The 18247-nt window shown below is 73.3% G+C and carries 17 protein-coding genes; 5 read left to right on the plus strand and 12 right to left on the minus strand.

The features are described 5' to 3' along the window. Together HF526_RS17360 and HF526_RS17365 are read right to left on the minus strand one after the other, a co-directional pair. A partial coding sequence (locus tag HF526_RS17360; RefSeq protein ID WP_169382511.1) for a thymidine phosphorylase occupies window positions 1–1284 on the minus strand: 1284 nt, incomplete at its 3' end. Window positions 1285–1341: 57 nt separating this feature from the next. Next, complete coding sequence (locus tag HF526_RS17365) at window positions 1342–1731, minus strand: cytidine deaminase (RefSeq protein ID WP_169382512.1); 390 nt, start codon at window positions 1729–1731, stop codon at window positions 1342–1344. Between the two features lie 198 nt (window positions 1732–1929). Here HF526_RS17365 and HF526_RS17370 point away from each other — a divergent pair, with 198 nt between their 5' ends. Continuing rightward, window positions 1930–2385: an SRPBCC family protein gene (locus HF526_RS17370; protein WP_169382513.1), complete on the plus strand. Its 456-nt coding sequence runs from the start codon at window positions 1930–1932 to the stop codon at window positions 2383–2385. Window positions 2386–2425: 40 nt separating this feature from the next. Further along, a complete protein-coding gene (locus HF526_RS17375) occupies window positions 2426–3637 on the plus strand; it encodes a serine hydrolase (RefSeq protein ID WP_169382514.1) in 1212 nt (403 codons plus the stop codon). Window positions 3638–3663: 26 nt separating this feature from the next. On the opposite strand, the gene yhjD is transcribed toward HF526_RS17375, so the two are convergent. The 4 genes from yhjD to HF526_RS17395 form a co-directional block, all read right to left on the minus strand. After that, entirely contained in the window at window positions 3664–4737 is a 1074-nt protein-coding gene (gene yhjD / locus HF526_RS17380) for an inner membrane protein YhjD (RefSeq protein WP_169382515.1), read from the minus strand. An 11-nt stretch (window positions 4738–4748) separates the two neighbouring features. Beyond that, window positions 4749–5810 carry a tryptophan--tRNA ligase gene (gene trpS, locus HF526_RS17385; protein WP_169382516.1) on the minus strand — a complete coding sequence of 354 codons (1062 nt, stop codon included), beginning with the start codon at window positions 5808–5810 and terminating at the stop codon, window positions 4749–4751. 230 nt (window positions 5811–6040) lie between these two features. Then, window positions 6041–6223, minus strand: a complete 183-nt coding sequence (locus HF526_RS17390; RefSeq protein ID WP_169382510.1) for a hypothetical protein — start codon at window positions 6221–6223, stop codon at window positions 6041–6043. Between the two features lie 542 nt (window positions 6224–6765). Continuing rightward, on the minus strand, window positions 6766–9360 hold the full coding sequence (locus tag HF526_RS17395; protein WP_169382517.1) for a bifunctional FO biosynthesis protein CofGH: 2595 nt from the start codon (window positions 9358–9360) through the stop codon (window positions 6766–6768). A gap of 155 nt (window positions 9361–9515) precedes the next feature. On the opposite strand from HF526_RS17395, the gene HF526_RS17400 reads away from it, so the two are divergent. Then, the gene (locus tag HF526_RS17400; RefSeq protein ID WP_169382518.1) at window positions 9516–10412 is read left to right on the plus strand and encodes a CE1 family esterase; all 897 of its coding nucleotides are present in this window, start codon (window positions 9516–9518) and stop codon (window positions 10410–10412) included. Window positions 10413–10433: 21 nt separating this feature from the next. Here the strand turns inward: HF526_RS17400 and HF526_RS17405 are convergent, their stop codons facing one another. Genes HF526_RS17405 through HF526_RS35460 form a run of 4 tightly spaced genes read right to left on the minus strand, consistent with a single transcriptional unit; the run spans window position 10434 to window position 13117 of the window. Next, window positions 10434–10937 carry a YbaK/EbsC family protein gene (locus tag HF526_RS17405; protein ID WP_420821631.1) on the minus strand — a complete coding sequence of 168 codons (504 nt, stop codon included), beginning with the start codon at window positions 10935–10937 and terminating at the stop codon, window positions 10434–10436. 55 nt (window positions 10938–10992) lie between these two features. Further along, window positions 10993–11895 carry a serine/threonine-protein kinase gene (locus tag HF526_RS17410; protein WP_169382519.1) on the minus strand — a complete coding sequence of 301 codons (903 nt, stop codon included), beginning with the start codon at window positions 11893–11895 and terminating at the stop codon, window positions 10993–10995. Further along, window positions 11892–12734, minus strand: a complete 843-nt coding sequence (locus tag HF526_RS17415; protein WP_169382520.1) for an exodeoxyribonuclease III — start codon at window positions 12732–12734, stop codon at window positions 11892–11894. Before HF526_RS17415 ends, HF526_RS17410 begins: the two co-directional genes overlap by 4 nt. Before the next feature lie 44 nt (window positions 12735–12778). Next, window positions 12779–13117: an SH3 domain-containing protein gene (locus HF526_RS35460; protein ID WP_169382521.1), complete on the minus strand. Its 339-nt coding sequence runs from the start codon at window positions 13115–13117 to the stop codon at window positions 12779–12781. A 222-nt stretch (window positions 13118–13339) separates the two neighbouring features. Between HF526_RS35460 and HF526_RS17425 the strand changes: the two genes are divergently transcribed. Next, complete coding sequence (locus HF526_RS17425; RefSeq protein WP_169382522.1) at window positions 13340–15568, plus strand: NADP-dependent isocitrate dehydrogenase; 2229 nt, start codon at window positions 13340–13342, stop codon at window positions 15566–15568. 14 nt (window positions 15569–15582) lie between these two features. On the opposite strand, the gene HF526_RS17430 is transcribed toward HF526_RS17425, so the two are convergent. Further along, window positions 15583–16200, minus strand: a complete 618-nt coding sequence (locus tag HF526_RS17430; protein WP_169382523.1) for a carboxymuconolactone decarboxylase family protein — start codon at window positions 16198–16200, stop codon at window positions 15583–15585. Between the two features lie 127 nt (window positions 16201–16327). On the opposite strand from HF526_RS17430, the gene HF526_RS17435 reads away from it, so the two are divergent. Beyond that, entirely contained in the window at window positions 16328–17554 is a 1227-nt protein-coding gene (locus HF526_RS17435) for a CaiB/BaiF CoA transferase family protein (protein WP_169382524.1), read from the plus strand. 29 nt (window positions 17555–17583) lie between these two features. On the opposite strand, the gene HF526_RS17440 is transcribed toward HF526_RS17435, so the two are convergent. Next, window positions 17584–18243, minus strand: a complete 660-nt coding sequence (locus HF526_RS17440) for a TetR/AcrR family transcriptional regulator (RefSeq protein WP_169382525.1) — start codon at window positions 18241–18243, stop codon at window positions 17584–17586. Window positions 18244–18247 lie beyond the last annotated feature (4 nt).

An 18247-nucleotide genomic window follows, 5' to 3' on the forward strand; every position in this document is an offset into this window, starting at 1 on the left:
CCCTGACGCGGTCAGGATGAGCGGGGGGCGGGCGGCCGGGAGGCCGTCGGGGTCGTCCACCCGCAGGGCGTCCACGAGGGCGGCGCGGGCTCCCGGGATCGCGTCGGGGATGTCGGTGTGCAGTTCCAGCAGTGGCTGACCTGCCGTCACGGCCTCGCCGACGCCGACCAGCAGCCGCACGCCCGCCGCGGCCTGCACCGCGTCCTCCTTACGGGCCCGGCCGGCCCCGAGCCGCCACGCCGCGATGCCGACCGCCAGCGCGTCGCACCGCATCAGCACCCCGGAGCGCTCGGCGGGCACCGGCTCGACGTGCTTCGCCACCGGTAGTGGCGCGGACGGGTCGCCACCCTGAGCGGCGATCATCCGCTCCCACACCGGATACGCCGCTCCCGACGCCAGCACCCCGGCCGGGTCCACCTCGGAGAGCCCGGCCAGCGCCAGCATCTCCCGGGCGAGCGCGACGGTCAGTTCCACGACGTCGGCCGGGCCGCCCCCGCGCAGCACCTCGACCGCCTCCGCGACCTCCAGCGCGTTGCCCACCGCGCGCCCGAGCGGCACGGACATGTCGGTGAGCAGTGCCGTCGTCGCCAGCCCGTGCGCGGCGCCGATCTCGACCATCGTGCGGGCCAGTTCCGCGGCCCGGTCGCGCGTCTTCATGAACGCGCCGGAGCCGGCCTTGACGTCCAGCACCAGTCCGTCGGTGCCCTCGGCGATCTTCTTGCTCATGATCGAGCTAGCGATGAGCGGGATCGACTCCACGGTGCCGGTGACGTCGCGCAGCGCGTAGAGCTTGCGGTCGGCCGGCGCGAGGGTCGGCGTGGTCGCGCAGATGGCCGCCCCCACGTCGGCGAGCTGTGCGGCGATCTCCTCCACCGACAGTGCGGCGCGCCAGCCCGGGATGGACTCCAGCTTGTCCAGCGTCCCGCCGGTGTACCCGAGCCCGCGCCCGGACAGCTGCGGCACCGCCGCCCCGCATGCGGCCACCAGGGGCGCCAGCGGCAGCGTGATCTTGTCGCCGACGCCGCCGGTGGAGTGCTTGTCGACCAGTGGGCGGCCGACGTCGGGCAGCGACAACGTCTCGCCGGAGTCGATCATCGCCTGGGTCCACCGGGCGATCTCAGCGGTGTCCATGCCGTTGAGCAGGATCGCCATCGCGAGCGCCGCCATCTGCTCGTCGGCGACGTCGCCGCGGGCGTAGGCGGCGAGCACCCAGTCGATCTGCTCGTCGGTCAGCCGGCCGCCGTCCCGCTTGGCGGTGATCACCTCGACGGCGCTCGGGGCCATGCGTCCTCCTTCGTCCGCGTCGTGCGCGGCAATGGTCGCCGGAACGGCGTTATCCGCTCACGGGAGGTCTTCGGGCCCGAAGGCGTCCGGGAGGACGTCGGAGAGCGGGAGGATCCCGCGCGGGGTGTCCAGCAGGCAGCCGGGGCCACCGAACTCGTAGAGGATCTGCCGGCAGCGTCCGCACGGCATGAGCAGCTCGCCGGTCCCGGAGCGGCAGGCGACGGCGACGAACCGGCCGCCGCCGCTGAGCCGCAGCTGGCCCGCCATCGTGCACTCGGCGCACAGCCCGAGCCCGTAGGACGCGTTCTCCACGTTGCAGCCGGACACCACGCGCCCGTCATCACACACCGCGGCCGCTCCCACTTGCAGCCGCGAGTACGGCGCGTACGCCGACCCGGCCGCCGAGACCGCGGCCGCCCGCAACGCCGGCCAGTCGAGATCAGTCACCCTCGCCCCTTCGTAGTCCAGGCCGATCGCCGCGGCTGGTCGCAATCATCGCGACACCACCGCCGGTGCCGGCAGCGTGCCGGTCCGCAGGGCCCGCCGGCGTGTACCCGGCTCCGCTGAGTGATCACCCGGTCACCGAACGCGGATGGCGCGCAGGCAGGATGCGCTCGACAGCACGCGACAGCAAGGGAGATCGGCGTGGACGAGGCGAGCGTGACCATCGGGGTGCCGCCGGAGACCGTGTGGAATCTGGTCACCGACATCACGCGGATGGGCGAGTGGAGCCCGGAGAACACCGGCGGGAAGTGGACCGGGGGCGCGACCGGCCCGGCGGCCGGCGCGCGGTTCGTGGGGTCGAACGCGCACGGCTTCATCCGGTGGCGGACGCACTGCCGCGTCGTGGAGTGCGACCGGCCGGAGCGGTTCTCCTTCACCGTCGCGGAGAACGGGATGACCTGGGGCTGGCGGCTGGAGCCGGACGGTGACGGCACCAAGCTCACCCAGTGGCGCGACCGCACCACCCCGCCCAACGTCCTGGTGCGCGCGCTGGTCGCGACCGGGCTGCTCGGCAAGGACCGCGAACAGATGATGGTCGACGGCATGCGGCAGACCCTGGAGGCGATCAAGCGGCACGCCGAGGGCGCCCGCGTCTGAGGGGTCCCCAGGGAGCGGTCGGCGGCGTAATTTCGACAGCGTGTCCGGCCCGCGAGGTCTGCTCCGGCGTGCGGTGACGACCGCGGCGCTCGTGCTGCTGGCGCTGGCCGCGGCCGGCCCCGGCACCGCCGCCGCGGCACCCTCCTGTCCCGGGCAGGCGGCACCACCTCCGCCGGCCGCGCGGGAGGAGGTCGTGCCCGGGGCCGTACCCCCGCCGCCGCTGCCCGTACCGCCGGATCCGGTCGGTGGGCCGCTGCTCGGGGCCTGCGGGGACGTCCTGCCCCCCGGCGCACCGCCGCCCCCGGCCGTGACCGCGGCCGGGTGGGTGGTCGCCGATCCGGACACCGGGGCCGTGCTGGCCGCGCACGACCCGCACGGGCGGCAACGGCCGGCGTCGACCCTCAAGATCCTGACCACCCTGGTGGTGCTGCAGCGGCTCGGCCTGGACACCCCCGTCGCCGCCACCGCGGAGGACACCCGCATCGACGGCAGCAAGGCGGGCATCGGACCCGGCGGCAGCTACACCGTTCGGCAACTGCTGACGGGGCTGCTGCTCAACTCCGGCAACGACACCGCGAACGCGCTGGCCCGCGCACTCGGCGGGGTGCCGACGACGCTGGCCGCGATGAGCGAGACGGCGGCCCGGCTCGGCGCGCTCGACACCCGCCCGGCCACGCCGTCCGGGCTTGACGGTCCGGGCACGTCCTGCTCCGCCTACGACCTGGCGCTGTTCTTCCGGGCCGCGCTGCGGGACCCGACGTTCACCGAGCTCATCGGCACCCGGCAGGCGGACTTCCCCGGCTATCCCGGGCGTCCCGGATTCCGGATCTCCAGCGACAATCCGCTGCTGCGGAGCTACCCCGGCGCCATCGGCGGCAAGACCGGCTACACCGACGCGGCGCGGCACACGTTCGTCGGCGCGGCCCAGCGAGGTGGGCGGCGGCTGGTGGTGGCGATGGTGCGCGGAGAGCAACGACCGGTGGCGATGTGGAAGCAGGCCGCGGCGCTGCTCGACTACGGGTTCGCGCTGCCGGTCAGCGCGCCGCGCGTCGGCATGCTGGTGGACCCCGCACCCCGGTCCTTCGGTGCCGCGCCGACCACGCCCCCGGCGGCTGTGGTGGTGCAGCAACCACTCCTGGTGACCGGGGGCGCCCCGGTCGTCTCGGTCGCCGACGGGTTGCTCGCCGGGATGGTGGCGCTGGCCGTGGCCGGCGGGCTCGTGGCGCTCATCCAGCGGCGGGCGCGGAGCTGAGGCCGCGGAGCGTCCGGCGGCGGCGCCTACGACTGCTTGCGGCCACCCCACAGCCGCACGCCCAGGACCCCGGTCAGGACGCCGGCGCCGACCAGCCCGACCGCCGCGCCCGCACCCGGGCCGGAGTGCACCGTCACCTCCGGGCAGATCATCGCCGGCCCCGGAACCGGGGCCGGCTCCTCCTGCTCGTTCTCCTTCGCCGTCGCCGCCCACGCCGTCACGAACAGCAGGAACCGGGACGCGAAGAACGCGAAGATCAACAGACCGAGGATCGAACCGAACGCCGCGCCGGCCGGCGACTTCGTCACCGCGCCCAGGTAGAACGTCATGACCTGCTTGAGGATCTCGAAGCCGACCGCACCCAGCAGGGCGGCCTTGGCCGCGCTGCGCAGCGTCACCGGCTCGCGGGGCAGCCGGGCGATGACCCACAGGAAGACCAGCCAGTTCGCGGCGATGCCCAGCAGGAGACCGAACAGCGCGAGCATCGCCCGGGCCCAGCCCTGGTCGGCCAGTCCGACGAGCCGCAGGACCGTCGCGCCGAGCCCGCTGCCGATCGCGGTGATCCCGAACGACACCACGAGCGCAAGCCCCAGGCCGATGAGCGCGAGCAGGTCGAAGATCAGCTTCTTCACCGCGTTCGGCGGCTCGCTGCGCTGACCCCACTGCTCGGACAGTGCTTCCCGCAGATTGCTCATCCAGCCGATCCCCGAGTACAGCGCACCGAGCAGACCGAACGCGCCGACCGCACCCGCCTGGCTGATGGCCGTCTCGATGATGCCGTTCAGGGTCGTGCCCAGTTCACCGGGCACCGCACCGGTGATGGCGTGCTGCAACTCGGTGACCAGCTCGGGGCGCGACTGCAGCACGAACCCGGCCACCGCGAACGCGATCATCAGCAGCGGCACCAACGACAGCACGCTGAAGTAGGTGATCGCCGCCGCGTAGTGGTCGCCGTGGCTCTCGGTGTAGCGCTGGCCGGCCCGGACGACATGGTCCAACCAGGAGTAGCGGTCCCGTAGCTGCTCGAGCTTGGACTTGTTCTCGGCCGGCTCGGCCCCGTCCCGCGCGGGGGCCTCGACCGCGGTCGTCGGAGCAGCCATGGGGTGTCACCTCATGTCGTCGGCGGCAGGAACCCGATCCTCTCGTGAACGGCCTTCAGCGTCGAACCGGCAACCTCACCCGCACGGGTGGCACCGCGGGCAAGTACCCGATCGAGTTCGGCCGGGTCGTCCAGATAGTCGCGCACCCGCCGGCGCAGCGGGGAGACGAAATCGCTCACCACCTCGGCCAGATCCTTCTTCAGATCGCCGTAGCCCCGGCCTGCGTACTCGGCCTCCAGCTCGGAGATCTTCTTCCCGCTCAGCGCCGAGTAGATGGTGAGCAGGTTGGAGATGCCGGGCTTGGCCTCGACGTCGTAGCGGATCTCGCGTTCGGTGTCGGTGACCGCGGAGCGGATCTTCTTGGCCGAGACCTTCGGGTCGTCGAGCAGCTCCACGATCCCCGCGGGGCTGGACGCCGACTTGCTCATCTTCGCCGACGGCTCCTGCAGGTCCTGGATCTTCGCGGCGCCCGCCGGGATGTACGGCTCGGGGACGACGAAGGTCTTCCCGAACCGGGAGTTGAACCGCTGCGCGAGGTCGCGGGTCAGCTCGAGGTGCTGGCGCTGGTCCTCGCCGACGGGGACCCGGTCGGCCTGGTAGAGCAGGATGTCCGCGGCCTGCAGGACCGGGTAGGTGAACAGGCCGACAGTGGCGCGGTCGGTGCCCTGCTTGGAGGACTTGTCCTTGAACTGGGTCATCCGGCTGGCCTCACCGAACCCGGTCAGGCAACCCAGCACCCACGCCAGCTGGGCGTGCTCGGGCACGTGCGACTGGACGAACACCGTGCACCGGTCCGGGTCCAGGCCGAGCGCGAGCAGCTGGGCGGCGGCGTTGCGGGTGCGCGCCGCGAGCGTCTTCGGATCGTGCTCGACGGTGATCGCGTGCAGGTCCGGAATGAAGTAGAACGCGTCGTGGTCGTCCTGCAGGGCCACCCATTGCCGGATCGCGCCGAGGTAGTTGCCGAGGTGGAACGAGTCCGCGGTCGGCTGGATTCCGGAGAGCACCCGCAAGCGGCGGGCTGGCTCGATACTCGGCCCCGACAGGCGGGCCTCGGTGGCGTCGGTCCCGGTCATGGGCCCATTCTCCCAGCCTCGTCGAACGAGTTCCCGGGCACGGGCGGCGGCCCTGCTCACAGGGCGTCGCCGGCCATCCGGTGCGCTCCGGCCGTGCCACACTCCCCCAGCTCAGCGGCCTGGCGTGCTGACGGCCGCGGCACCGGGGCTCGTCGAGCGGATGCCGCCGGCGGAGTCCATGACCGCCATGGCGGAGCGGGCCGCCGCGGCTCGTCGCTCCCGTTCGACGATCAGTCCTCCCGCGCGGGCCCCGCCGGGGTCTCGTCGGCACTCGCCGCGTCCGGCGCCCGGTGCACCTGCACCACGCCGTTGTCGAGGTCGATGGGCCCGAGCCGCCACTGCTCGCCGTCGCCGGACTCTCCGGCCTCGTCACGGATCTTCGGCCCGGGGAACAGCTCACCGAGAACGCCCATGCGTCCACGGTACGGCTCCCTACGCCGGCCGGCTGCACGCTCACCGCGACGATCGAGGGCAATGACGATCTTCCGGGGCGTGATCGACCGCCGATGGCATCGCGCCGGTCGATCATCGGGGTAGGCGGTGTCGGGTCCGGACATCGGTTACGACAGCGAGGGGCCGCGCCACGGGGCGGACCGGCACCGTGCTGTCGCCACAACCTGCGCAACGCTGTCGCAGAAGCTGAGTGGGATCGCTGTCGAGGCGTCGATCTTCGGCGCCGTACCGGCCGCCGCGAGATTCGCCGCTGGTGCAGTTCAAGCCCGCGACACCCAGGGAGCCGGGTTCCGCCCCGTGGCCCGGTACCCGCGACGAGCTCGTCGAGCGCCTCGTCGAGGACGTCCGCGCGCTCGGCGACCTCCCCGGGTCGGGCCGGATCGCCTGGTTCCACCGAGCTGACCGCGCCATACCCCACGCCGTACCCACGCCGTACCCACGCCGTACCCACGCCGTACCCACGCCGTACCCACGCCGTACCCACGCCACGGAGGGGCGGAGGTCAGGCCGGGGTGAGGGGCAGCAGCCGGGGCGCCGCGCCCTCTGCCGGGACGAGGCGGGACACCGGGTCGCGGTAGGTGGTGCTGCGCTGGCGCACCGGGCGCCCGGCTGCGATCGCGATCGTCTCCAGTTCGGACACCGTGCGCGCCGAGCCGTTCTCCGAACCGGCCATCCGGCTGATCGTCTCCTCCATGAGCGTGCCGCCCATGTCGTCGGCACCGCCCTGCAGGATCCGCGCGGCCAGTTCGTCACCGAGCTTGACCCATGAGCACTGGACGTGGTCGATCCGGCCGTGCAGGGCGAGCCGGGCGAACGCGTGCACCGCGCGGTTGTCCCGCTCGGTGGGGCCCGGGCGGGCGATCCCGGCCAGGTAGATCGGCGCGTTGTGGTGCACGAACGGCAGCGGCACGAACTCGGTGAACCCGCCGGTCTCGTCCTGGATCGAGGCCAGCGTGCGCAGGTGGCCGAGCCAGTGCCGCGGCTCGTCGACGTGGCCGTACATCATCGTCGACGACGACGGGATGCCGAGCTTGTGCGCGGTCGAGACGACCTCGATCCACTGCGACGCCGGCAGCTTGCCCTTGGTCAGCACCCAGCGGACCTCGTCGTCGAGGATCTCCGCCGCGGTGCCGGGGATGGAGCCGAGCCCGGCGTCGCGCAGCTCGGTCAGCCATTCCTCGATCGACACCCCCGCCTTCGCCGAGGCGGACACGATCTCCATGGGCGAGAACGCGTGCACGTGCATGCCGGGCACTGCGGCCTTCACCGCGCGCACCAGGTCGGCGTAGAAGCTCACCGGCAGCTGCGGGTCGATGCCGCCCTGCATGCAGACCTCGGTGGCTCCGTCGCGCGCCGCCTCCACGGCCCGGGACGCGACCTCGTCGAGGGAGAGCCGGAACGCGTCGGCGTCGCGCTCGCGCTGGGCGAAGGCGCAGAACCGGCACCCGACGTAGCAGACGTTCGAGAAGTTGATGTTGCGGTTGATCACGTAGGTGACGTCGTCGCCGACGACGTCGGTGCGCACCGCGTCGGCGAGCCGGCACAGCTCCTCCAGCGCGGCGCCCTCGCAGGTCAGCACGGCCATCGCCGCGGCCTCGTTCGCCGGGTCGAGCAACGCCGCCGGGGCCGACGCGGCCAGCGCCAGCCCGGCCCGGACGTCGGAGGCGAGCCGCTGCGGGGCCGTCTGCTGCTGCGCGGCCAGCTCGGAGCGCAGCTCGTCCCAGTCGCCGTACACCGAGTCGAAGTCCCCGCGCCGGTCCGCGGTGCGCCCGGTCGTGTCGATCGAGGAGTTCAGGTCGACCCGGCCGGTGGAGGCGAATCCGCCGTCGGGCTCCTGCCACGGCCGGCCCTCGACGACCGCGTCCTCGTTCGCGAGCCCGGTCTGCGGGTCCGCCAGCGCCGCGACGTGCGCGTGCAGCCGGGTGTCGATCCACGGCGACCCGGCCAGCACGTACTTCGGGTACGCCGTCAGCCGCTCGCGCAGGGTGAACCCGGCGGCGGCGGACTGCGCGGCCAGCTCGTCGATCGCCGGCCACGGCCGCTCCGGGTTGACGTGGTCCGCGGTCACCGGCGAGACGCCGCCCCAGTCGTCGATGCCGGCGCGCAGCATCAGCGCGAACTCCTCACCGACGAGGTTCGGCGGGGCCTGCACACGCATCTTCGGGCCCAGGACGATCCGGGTCACCGCGATCGTGGCGGCCAGGTCCTCGAGGTCTGCGTCCGGGTCGTTGCGCATCGCGGTGTCCGGTTTGGCCCGGAAGTTCTGCACGATGACTTCCTGGACGTGCCCCGCCGCGCGCGCCGCCGAGCGGATCGCGAAGATCGACTCCGCGCGCTCGGTCCGGGTCTCGCCGATCCCGATGAGGATGCCGGTGGTGAACGGGACGCCGACCCGGCCGGCGTCGGTGAGGGCGCGCAACCGGACGGCGGGCTCCTTGTCCGGGCTGCCGTGGTGCGGGCCGCCGGGCTCGGACCAGAGCCGGGTCGCGGTGGTCTCCAGCATCATCCCCATGCTCGGCGCGACGGGCTTGAGCCGCGTGAGCTCCTCCCAGCTGAGCACGCCCGGGTTGAGGTGCGGCAGCAGGCCGGTCTCCTCCAGCACCGCGATCGCGCAGGCCCGGACGTAGTCCAGCGTCGAGTCGTAACCGCGCTCGTCCAGCCACTCCCGCGCCGCCGGCCAGCGGTCCTCGGGCCGGTCGCCGAGGGTGAACAGCGCCTCCTTGCAGCCGGCCGCCGCACCCGCCCGGGCGATCTCGAGCACCTCGTCGCGCTCCAGGAACGCCGCGGGCAGCTTGTGCGGGACGGTCGCGAAGGTGCAGTAGTGGCAGCGGTCCCGGCACAGCCGGGTCAGCGGGATGAACACCTTGCGCGAGTACGTGACGACGCCCGGGCGGCCCTCGGCCACCAGGCCCGCGTCACGCACCCGGGACGCTGCGGCGAGAAGCTCGTCGAGGTGTTCCCCGCGGGCGGCCAGCAGCACGGCCGCCTCGGTCACGTCCAGCACGGCCCCGTCCCGCACGCGCCGCAACGCCCGCCGCATCGCCGCCTCGGAAGGCGGGGTATCGGCCCAGACGGGATCGGGGAGAGCGTCGGTCATGGGATCACACTAGGTCGCCGCCCGGGCAGGGTCGACCAACACGGTCTCAACGCGTGGACGCCGCGCGAAACGGGGCCGGGTCCGCCGTGTCACGACCGGGTTGGTCCCGCAGGTCACGGCTCGACAGACCCCGACGGCCGGTGTCCACTCGGGCCATGCGCGCCCCAGTGATCAGTGTGGCTGCCATCACCATCCGGCTGCTGGCGGGCGCGGCACTGCTCGCCGGCTGCACCGCGACGCCCGCCCCCGAGGCCACGGCGCCGAGCGATCCGATCACCCGCACGGTCCGCACCCCGACAGCGGACGGCGAGCGCACGGCCACCGTCCATCACCCGGCATCGGCCGGGCCGGGCGCGCCGCTGGTCGTCGTGCTCCACGGCGCGGGCGGTAGCGCGGCCGGGGCCCGCAAGGACCTCCGCTTCGACGCGCTGGCCACGCGGGAGGGCTTCGTCGTCGCCCATCCCGACGGCGTCGCCGGCACCTGGAACGCCGGGAAATGCTGCGGCCAGGCCCGCAACCGGGGGGTCGACGACGTCGGCTACCTGCACGAACTGCGCGGACAGTTGATCACCGCGGACGCCGTCGACGGCCGCCGGGTGTACGCGGTCGGTTTCTCCAACGGAGCGATGATGTCCTATGCGTGGGCGTGCGGGCACCCCGGCGACCTGGCCGGGATCGGACCGGTGGCCGGCGCGCTGGTCGTCAGCTGCCCGGATCCGCCGGCGATCACCCTCGCCGCGGTGCAGGGCACCGCGGACGAGCGGGTCCCTGTCACCGGCGACCCCCGGCGGGGCTTCCCCGCCCTGGACGCGACGCTGGCGCCGTTCCTGGCCGCGGCCGGCTGCCCGGCCGACCCGGTCGTCACCGCGGCCGCACCGGCCACCGTCAGCGCCTGGACCTGCGCCGACGGCCACACCGTCACCCGCGACGTGATCGACGGCGCGCCGCACGCCTGGCCGGGAGCCGGGCGGGACAGCACCGGCACGACGGACGGCCCGCTGGACGCCACCGGCTTCCTGTGGACGCGGCTGCGGTCGGCGGCCGGCGGCTGACCGCCGGGATCGCCGGCCGGCTCAGGCCACCTCGGCCGGCTCCCCGCCGGTGACGGCGACCAGCTCGGCGAACGTCGTCGGGAACACCGCGTGCGGGATCCCGCCGGCCGCCCAGACCTGCGGGTAGCCCTCGAGCGCCCGGTCGACAAGGGCGCGCAGCGGCGCCGGATGCCCGACCGGGGCCACCCCGCCGATCCGCTGCCCGGTGGCCGCGTACACGAACTCCGCGCTCGCCCGCCGCACCCGCTGCGCGCCGACCAGCGCCGCGACCTTCGCCGTGTCCACCCGGTGGGCACCCGAGGTGAGCACCAGCAGCGGCGCCCCGTCGGCGTCGAAGACCAGCGAGTTGGCGATCTGGCCGACCTCGACCCCGAGCGCCGCCGCGGCCGCCGCCGCGGTGGCCACGGCGTCCGGCAGCACCCGCAGACCGGCCACGCTGGCCGGGTCGGCACCGCGCTCAGTGAGGGCGGCGATCACGAGCTGCACATTGCGGTGCGGGGCGGTCCCCTCGGTCGACCTGGTCACCGGCGCATTCGACCACACCCGGCCGGGCCCGGGCCTGCACGAATCCGGTCCCAGCTCACCCGGGTGGGCGAGGACGCGCCCACGGCCACCACGACAGCAGCCCGCGCCGCGGCCAGGACCCCGGCGGTGCCGCGGAGGGTTCGGTGGGCGCCCCGGCGACCGCGGCGTCCAGCAGCGCACCGGCCTGCTCACCGGTCAGCCGGTGCTGCGGCGACCGCACCAGCAGGCCGGTGATCACGTCCGCGAGCGGGCCGCGGCACGGGATCGGCGGCAGGTCGTCGTGGCCGACGGCATGCGCGGTCTCCGCGTTGGTCGCGCGCTCGAACGGCCCGACGCCCGCAACCGCGTAGAACAGCGTTGCGCCGAGCGCCCACAGGTCCGCGGCGGGCGCCGCCGGGGCACCGGCCAGCCGCTCCGGGGCCCGGTACCCGGGTGCTCCGACCAGGGTGGTGATGAGCTTCAGGTCCTCCACGGCACGGACGATGCCGAAGTCGGTCAGGGCGATCCGGCCGTCCGCGCCCAGCAGCACGGTGCCGGGCTGCACGTCGTCGTGCACGACGCCGCCGTCGTGGGCCCGGAGCAGCGCCGCCAGGACCGCCTGGCCGAGCCGGGCCGCCGCGGGCTCGTCCAGCGGGCCCTCGGCCGCGACCGTCTCGGTCAGCGACAGGGCCCCGACCAGCTCCATCACGACGTGGTCGACGTCGTTGTCGGTGACGATGTCGTGCACGGCCACGATGCCCGGAGCGCCGAGCCGGGTCGCGGCGCGCGCCTCCCGCAGCAGGCGTTTGCGGAACTGCGCGCGTTGCGGCGGGGTCAGCCCTTCGGGCAGCCGCAGCTCCTTGACCGCGACCTGCCGCCCGGTGACCCGGTCCTCGGCCCGCCAGACCACGCCCATCCGGCCGCGACCGACCTCACCGAGCACGACGTAACGGCCGCCGACGATCCTGCTCGGGATCATGACGGTGCCATCCGGTAGCGCACCGTCACCGGCGCGTGATCGGACCAGCGTTCACCATGGCTCGGCGCACGTTCCACGACGGCACTCTCGGCGCGGGCGGCCAGCCCGGGCGTGGCGACGTGGTAGTCGATGCGCCAGCCGGCGTCGTTGTCGAAGGCGCGACCGCGGTAGGACCACCACGAGTACGGGCCGTCGACACCGGGATGCAGTGCACGGACGACGTCGACGTAGCCGATCCGCGGGGAGAACACCTCGCCCAGCCATTCCCGCTCGTGGGGCAGGAACCCCGAGTTCTTGCGGTTGGCCTTCCAGTTCCGGATGTCGAGCTCGGTGTGCCCGATGTTCCAGTCCCCGCACACCAGCACCTCGCGGTCCTCGGCGGCCGCCTTCTCCCGGCGCTCGGCGAGATAGGGCGCGAAGGCGGCGAGGAACCGATCCTTCTCGTCCTGCTTGGGGGTGTCGGCGGTGCCGTTGGGCAGGTACAGCGAGGCGACGGTCAGCGCGTCGGTGCCGATCTGCAGGTCCACCTCGAGGTAGCGCCCGGACCCGGTGAACTCGGCCGCCTCCGCGGCGCCGAAGCCGATCCGCACCGCGTCCGGAGCGACCCGGGTGAGCACGCCGACGCCGTTGCGGCCCCGCGCGGTCTGGCACGGCGTGCAGGTCAGGTGCCAGCCGTCCCGGACCACCGCGTCGAGCAGGTCGGCGGGCAGCTCCTCGGGGCGGGCCCGGACCTCCTGCAGGCACACCACGTCGGCGTCGGTCGCCGCCAGCCAGGCGATGAACCCCTTGGGCCCGGCGGCCCTGATCCCGTTGACGTTGACCGAGCTGACCGTGAACACCTCCGCAGGTTCCCCCAGACTCGTTCGGGTCCGCGTACCGGGGGTCAGCAGCTGCTGCCGGCCCGGGGGACGAGGCTCTGGTCGAGGGCCCAGCGGCCGGTGCCGGCCAGCTGACGGAACCCGTTGGTGACGACCCGCTGGGCGTCGACCTGGTCGCCCTGCTTGAGGGTGTCCACCGGTGCGGACTCCGTACCCGGCGTGGGCCGGACGTTGAGCTGGGCGGCGGCGACGGTCATCACGCAGCCCGTCGAACCGGTCGCCGTGGCCCCGAAGGTGCCACGGTCGAGCAGTGCGAGCAGCGCGAGGACCACTCCGGCCACCAGCACGAAGGTCCATCCCTTGAACGTGGACGCTTCCAGATTCGGGACCTTGATCTTGGCCATGCGTGCACTCCAGCGGGGCGACGGGATCTTCACCGTAGCCCAGCGAGCGCCTCTCCCCCGGGTGAAACAACCGAGAGATCACCGGACCCGACACCGCGTCGCCCCGTACAAGACGGACACCGGACGCGCCCCGGCACCGGCAAGGGCTAGCGTGTCGGCCAGGGCGCATTGCGCTCCGCCGTCCAGTTCCGACCACGAGTCACAGGCAGGGCCGAAGCAACGATGAAGGTCATCTACACCTACACCGATGAGGCGCCGGCGCTGGCGACGCACTCACTCCTGCCGGTCATCGAGGCGTTCGCCGGCACGGCCGGGGTCGACGTCGAGACGCGCGACATCTCGCTCGCCGCCCGCATCCTCGCGCAGTTCCCGGACCGGCTGACCGACGCCCAGCGCGTGCCCGACTCGCTGGCCGAGCTCGGTGAGCTGGCGAAGACACCCGAGGCCAACATCATCAAGCTGCCCAACATCAGCGCCTCGATCCCGCAGCTCAAGGCCGCGATCGCGGAACTGCAGGGCGCCGGCTACGACATCCCGGACTACCCGGAGAACCCGCGGACCGACGAGGAGAAGGCCGCGCGCGCCGCCTATGACGCGGTCAAGGGCAGCGCGGTGAACCCGGTGCTGCGCGAGGGCAACTCCGACCGACGCGCGCCCGCCTCGGTGAAGGGCTTCGCCCGCAAGCACCCGCACTCGATGGGCAAGTGGTCCCACGAGTCCGCCTCGCACGTCGCCACGATGAGCGACGGGGACTTCCGGCACTCGGAGACCTCGGTCACCCTCGACCAGGACGCCGAGCTGCGGATCGAGCACGTGGCCGCCGACGGCACGGTGACCGTGCTCAAGCCGTCGCTGCCGGTGCTGGCCGGGGAGATCGTCGACGCCGCGGTCATGCGCCGGGCTGCCCTCGACGCGTTCCTCGCCGAGCAGATCGCCGACGCCAAGGCCCAGGGCGTGCTGTTCTCGGTGCACCTGAAGGCGACGATGATGAAGGTGTCCGACCCGATCTTGTTCGGGCACGCCGTGAAGCAGTACTTCGCCGACGTGTTCGCGCAGTACGGCGACGACCTCGCCTCCGTGGGCGCCGACCCGAACGACGGCCTGGCCAGCGTGCTCACCGCGCTGGAGAAGCTGCCCGTGGAGAAGCGCGAGGCGATCGAGAAGGCCGTCACCGCGACCTACGACAGCGGCCCGTCGCTGGCGATGGTCGATTCCGACCGCGGCATCACCAACCTGCACGTGCCCAGCGACGTGATCATCGACGCGTCGATGCCGGCCGCGATCCGGGCGTCCGGTCAGATGTGGAACGCCGCGGGCGAGCAGCAGGACACCAAGTTCGTCATCCCGGACTCGTCCTACGCCCCGCTCTACGCCGAGACGGTCGCGTTCTGCCGCGAGCACGGCGCGTTCGACCCGGCGACGATGGGCACCGTCCCGAACGTCGGCCTGATGGCGCAGAAGGCCGAGGAGTACGGCAGCCACGACAAGACCTTCGAGATCGCCGCGCCCGGCACCGTCCGGGTCGTCGACGCCGCGGGCACCGTGCTGCTGTCGCACGAGGTCGCCGAGGGCGACATCTGGCGCGCCTGCCAGACCAAGGACGCCCCGATCCGGAACTGGGTGCAGCTGGCCGTCTCCCGCGCCCGTGCCACCGGCTGGCCCGCGGTGTTCTGGCTCGACGAGACCCGCGGGCACGACGCCGAGGTGCTCGAGAAGGTCCGCGAGTACCTCGCCGAAGAGGACACCGACGGCCTGACCATCGAGATCCTGCCGGTCGCCGAGGCCACCCGGTACACCCTGGAGCGGGCCAAGCGCGGCGAGAACACGATCTCGGTCACCGGGAACGTGCTGCGCGACTACCTCACCGACCTGTTCCCGATCCTCGAGCTGGGCACCAGCGCGAAGATGCTCTCGATCGTCCCGCTGATGAACGGCGGCGGCCTGTACGAGACCGGGGCCGGCGGATCGGCGCCCAAGCACGTCCAGCAGCTGGTCAAGGAGAACCACCTGCGCTGGGACTCCCTCGGTGAGTTCCTCGCACTGGCCGTCTCGCTGGAGTTCCTCGCGGACAAGACCGGGAACCCGCGGGCGGCGGTGCTGGGCAAGGCGCTCGACGACGCCACCGGGAAGCTGCTGGAGAACGGCAAGTCCCCGTCGCGTCGGGCCGGTGAGCTGGACAACCGGGGCAGCCACTTCTACCTGGCGCTGTACTGGGCCCAGGCGCTGGCCGCGCAGACCGACGACGCGGAGCTGGCGAAGATCTTCGCCCCGCTGGCGGAGCGGCTGGCGGCCGACGAGGAGACGATCCTCGGCGAGCTGAACGGCGTGCAGGGCCGGCCGGTCGAGCTGGGCGGCTACTACTACGTCGACCGGGCGAAGACCGACGAGGTCATGCGCCCGAGCCCGACCTTCAACGCCGTGATTGGGCGCTTCGCGCCCGTGCGCGGATAACGCTGTTCCGGCGACTATTTCCGCGCACGAGCCGCCGGAGGCGGTGACACGCGGAAGACCCGCAGCTGCAGGGCGAGCAGGCCGTAGTAGCCGACGAGGGTCACCAGCTCGACGACGGCGGCCTCGTCGAGGACGGCGCGGACGGCGGCCCAGGACGCGTCGGTGAGGTCGCCGGTGTCGAGCAGCTCGCGGGTCGCCGCGACGACCGCCCGTTCGACCGAGTCGACGGGGCGCGGCTCGGCGCCGGTGCGGATCGCGTCCACCAGCTCGGCCTCGATCCCCAGACGGTCGGCGATGACGGCATGCGCGTACCACTCGTAGGCGCTGCGGTGGTGCGCGGCGACCAGCAGGACGGCCAGCTCCCGGGCCCGGCCGGGCAGCACACCGGAGTAGCGCAGCGCCGCACCGACCTGCTGCAGCACGCCCCCGACCTGCGGGGCGTGCAGCATCGCGTTGAAGGGGCCGGCCAGGCTGCCGTCGGCGGCGATCTCGATGCCGCCGGCGTTGCGCCCGCGGGCACCGGTGGTCAGCGCGTCGTAGACGGCCCGCTGCTCGGCGTCGAGCTGCTCGGGCCGCAGGGCCGGCAAGCGCTGGGTCTCGGCGTCCATCGCGACCTCCACAGGGCTCGACATCGATGTCAACCTAGGTCGCCCCGAGCTGATCCACAACGCCATCCGCACGCTGTCGACGCCCTCGACATGACACGGATGTCAGGTACTCTCGCCCGGCTGGATCCACCACCCAGGAGGCGACGAAGCCATGCCCGGAGGTCCGCTCGCCGGTGTCCGCGTCCTGGATGTGACCAGCACCTTCATGGGTCCGTACTGCACGTTGTTGATGGCCCAGATGGGCGCTGAGGTGCTCAAGGTCGAGCCCCCGGCCGGCGACCTCGTGCGCTACGTCGGCGACCGGCGCGGCACCGGGATGGGCCCGATCTTCCTCAACGCCAACCGTGGCAAGCGCAGCATCGTGCTCGACCTCGCCCACCCCGAGGGCCGCGACCTGCTCGGCCGGCTCGCCGCCGAGCACGACGTGTTCGTGCACAACGTGCGGCCGGCGGCGGAGAAGAAGCTGGCGATCAGCTACGCCGACATCGCGGCGATCAACCCGGCCGTCGTGTACTGCGCGCTCTACGGCTTCTCCTCGGCCGGGCCGTACCACGGCCAACCCGCCTATGACGACGTCATCCAGGCCGCCTCTGGGCTGGCCGCCGCGCAGGGCTCGACCGGGCCGCCGGAGTACGTGCGCACCGTCGTCGCGGACAAGGTCGCCGCGCTGATGGCCCTCGGCGCGATCAACGCCGCGCTCTACCACCGGGCGGCGACCGGCGTCGGGCAGGCCGTCGAGGTGCCGATGCTCGAGACCCTGGTCGGCTTCACGATGCTCGACCAGCAGGGTGGCTACGTCTACGACCCGCCCGCCGGGCCCACCGGCTACGCGCGCACCTCGTCGCCGCACCGCCGGCCCTACCGCACCGCCGACGGCCACCTCAGCACGATGATCTATACCGACCAGCACTGGCGGTCGTTCTTCGGGCTGATCGGCCGTCCCGAGCTGGCCGACGACCCGCGCAACGCCACGATCACCGCGCGCACCGACCACATCGACGAGCTCTACGAACTGGTCGCCACCGAGCTCGCCACCCGAACCACCGAGCAGTGGCGGACGGCGCTGGAGCAGGCCGGCATCCCGGTGATGCCGGTGAACTCGCTGCCCGAGGTCTTCGACGATGCGCACATCGTCGCCGCGGAACTGTTCGAGCAGGTCGAGCACCCCACCGAGGGGATGCTGCGGCTGGCGCGGGCCGCCGTCGGGTTCTCCGCCTCCGGGCACGGGGAGGTCCGCCCCGGGCCGCGCCTCGGCGAGCACACCGAGGAGGTGCTCGCCGGCCTCGGCCTCGACGCCGCCGACATCACCCGCCTCACCACCGCCGGGGCCTGCGCCCCGCGCCGCGGCGGCGCGCCGCCGCCACCACCGGCGGACTGACCCGGTGGTACGCGACCTGAACACTGCCGTCAGGCCGGCAGGCCGAGGGAGCGGACCCAGAGGCGGGTCAGGGTCGTCGTGCCCAGCTCGTCGTCGAACGGCTCGCCCATCGCCAGCCAGTGGAAGCAGAAGTTGCTGACCATGGAGGCCAGCGCGGCGGCGGCGGTACGCGGGTCGAGGCTGCGATCGACCAGCCCGGCGGCCTGCAGCCGGCGGATGCTGCGCGCGATCCGGTCGACGTGGGCCCGGCGGTCCTCCACCCGGAACGCACGCACCTCGGGATCGATCGTCGCCGCCTGCTCGTAGAGCGCCATCATCCGCCGGTTGCGCCGGTAGGCCTGGATGAACGCCCGGTTCGACAGCTCCACCCGGCGCACGAAGTCGGTCGCGGCGTCGGGCCTGCCGCCGGCGTCGCCCAGCGGGACGGCCAGTGCGTCGTTGAGGTCGGCCCGGACCTCGGAGAGCACCGCGCGGAAGACCTCCCGGCGCGAGGAGAAGTAGGTGTAGAACGTGCCGTGCGAGACACCGGCAAGGGCGGCGATGTCGGCGACCCGGGCGTTGACGTAGCCGTCACGTTCGAAGACCTCGCGGGCCGAGGCCAGCAGCAGGGCCCGGGTCCGCCGGGCACGCACCCCCGTGCCGGAGCCGGCCGCCGGGCCCGGCGGCTTCGCGCTGTCCGTCGGGGCCATGCCG

Source organism: Pseudonocardia acidicola, from assembly GCF_012911935.1.
GTDB lineage: Bacteria > Actinomycetota > Actinomycetes > Mycobacteriales > Pseudonocardiaceae > Pseudonocardia > Pseudonocardia acidicola.

What these genes read in the sequence shown, in the direction of transcription:
- yhjD (WP_169382515.1), bottom strand. Translation starts at nt 4,737, where the DNA reads ATGGCTGCTCCGACGACCGCGGTCGAGGCCCCCGCGCGGGACGGGGCC.
- trpS (WP_169382516.1), bottom strand. Translation starts at nt 5,810, where the DNA reads ATGACCGGGACCGACGCCACCGAGGCCCGCCTGTCGGGGCCGAGTATC.
- HF526_RS17390 (WP_169382510.1), bottom strand. Translation starts at nt 6,223, where the DNA reads ATGGGCGTTCTCGGTGAGCTGTTCCCCGGGCCGAAGATCCGTGACGAG.
- HF526_RS17395 (WP_169382517.1), bottom strand. Translation starts at nt 9,360, where the DNA reads ATGACCGACGCTCTCCCCGATCCCGTCTGGGCCGATACCCCGCCTTCC.
- HF526_RS17400 (WP_169382518.1), top strand. Translation starts at nt 9,516, where the DNA reads ATGCGCGCCCCAGTGATCAGTGTGGCTGCCATCACCATCCGGCTGCTG.
- HF526_RS17410 (WP_169382519.1), bottom strand. Translation starts at nt 11,895, where the DNA reads ATGATCCCGAGCAGGATCGTCGGCGGCCGTTACGTCGTGCTCGGTGAG.
- HF526_RS35460 (WP_169382521.1), bottom strand. Translation starts at nt 13,117, where the DNA reads ATGGCCAAGATCAAGGTCCCGAATCTGGAAGCGTCCACGTTCAAGGGA.
- HF526_RS17425 (WP_169382522.1), top strand. Translation starts at nt 13,340, where the DNA reads ATGAAGGTCATCTACACCTACACCGATGAGGCGCCGGCGCTGGCGACG.
- HF526_RS17430 (WP_169382523.1), bottom strand. Translation starts at nt 16,200, where the DNA reads ATGTCGAGCCCTGTGGAGGTCGCGATGGACGCCGAGACCCAGCGCTTG.
- HF526_RS17435 (WP_169382524.1), top strand. Translation starts at nt 16,328, where the DNA reads ATGCCCGGAGGTCCGCTCGCCGGTGTCCGCGTCCTGGATGTGACCAGC.
- HF526_RS17440 (WP_169382525.1), bottom strand. Translation starts at nt 18,243, where the DNA reads ATGGCCCCGACGGACAGCGCGAAGCCGCCGGGCCCGGCGGCCGGCTCC.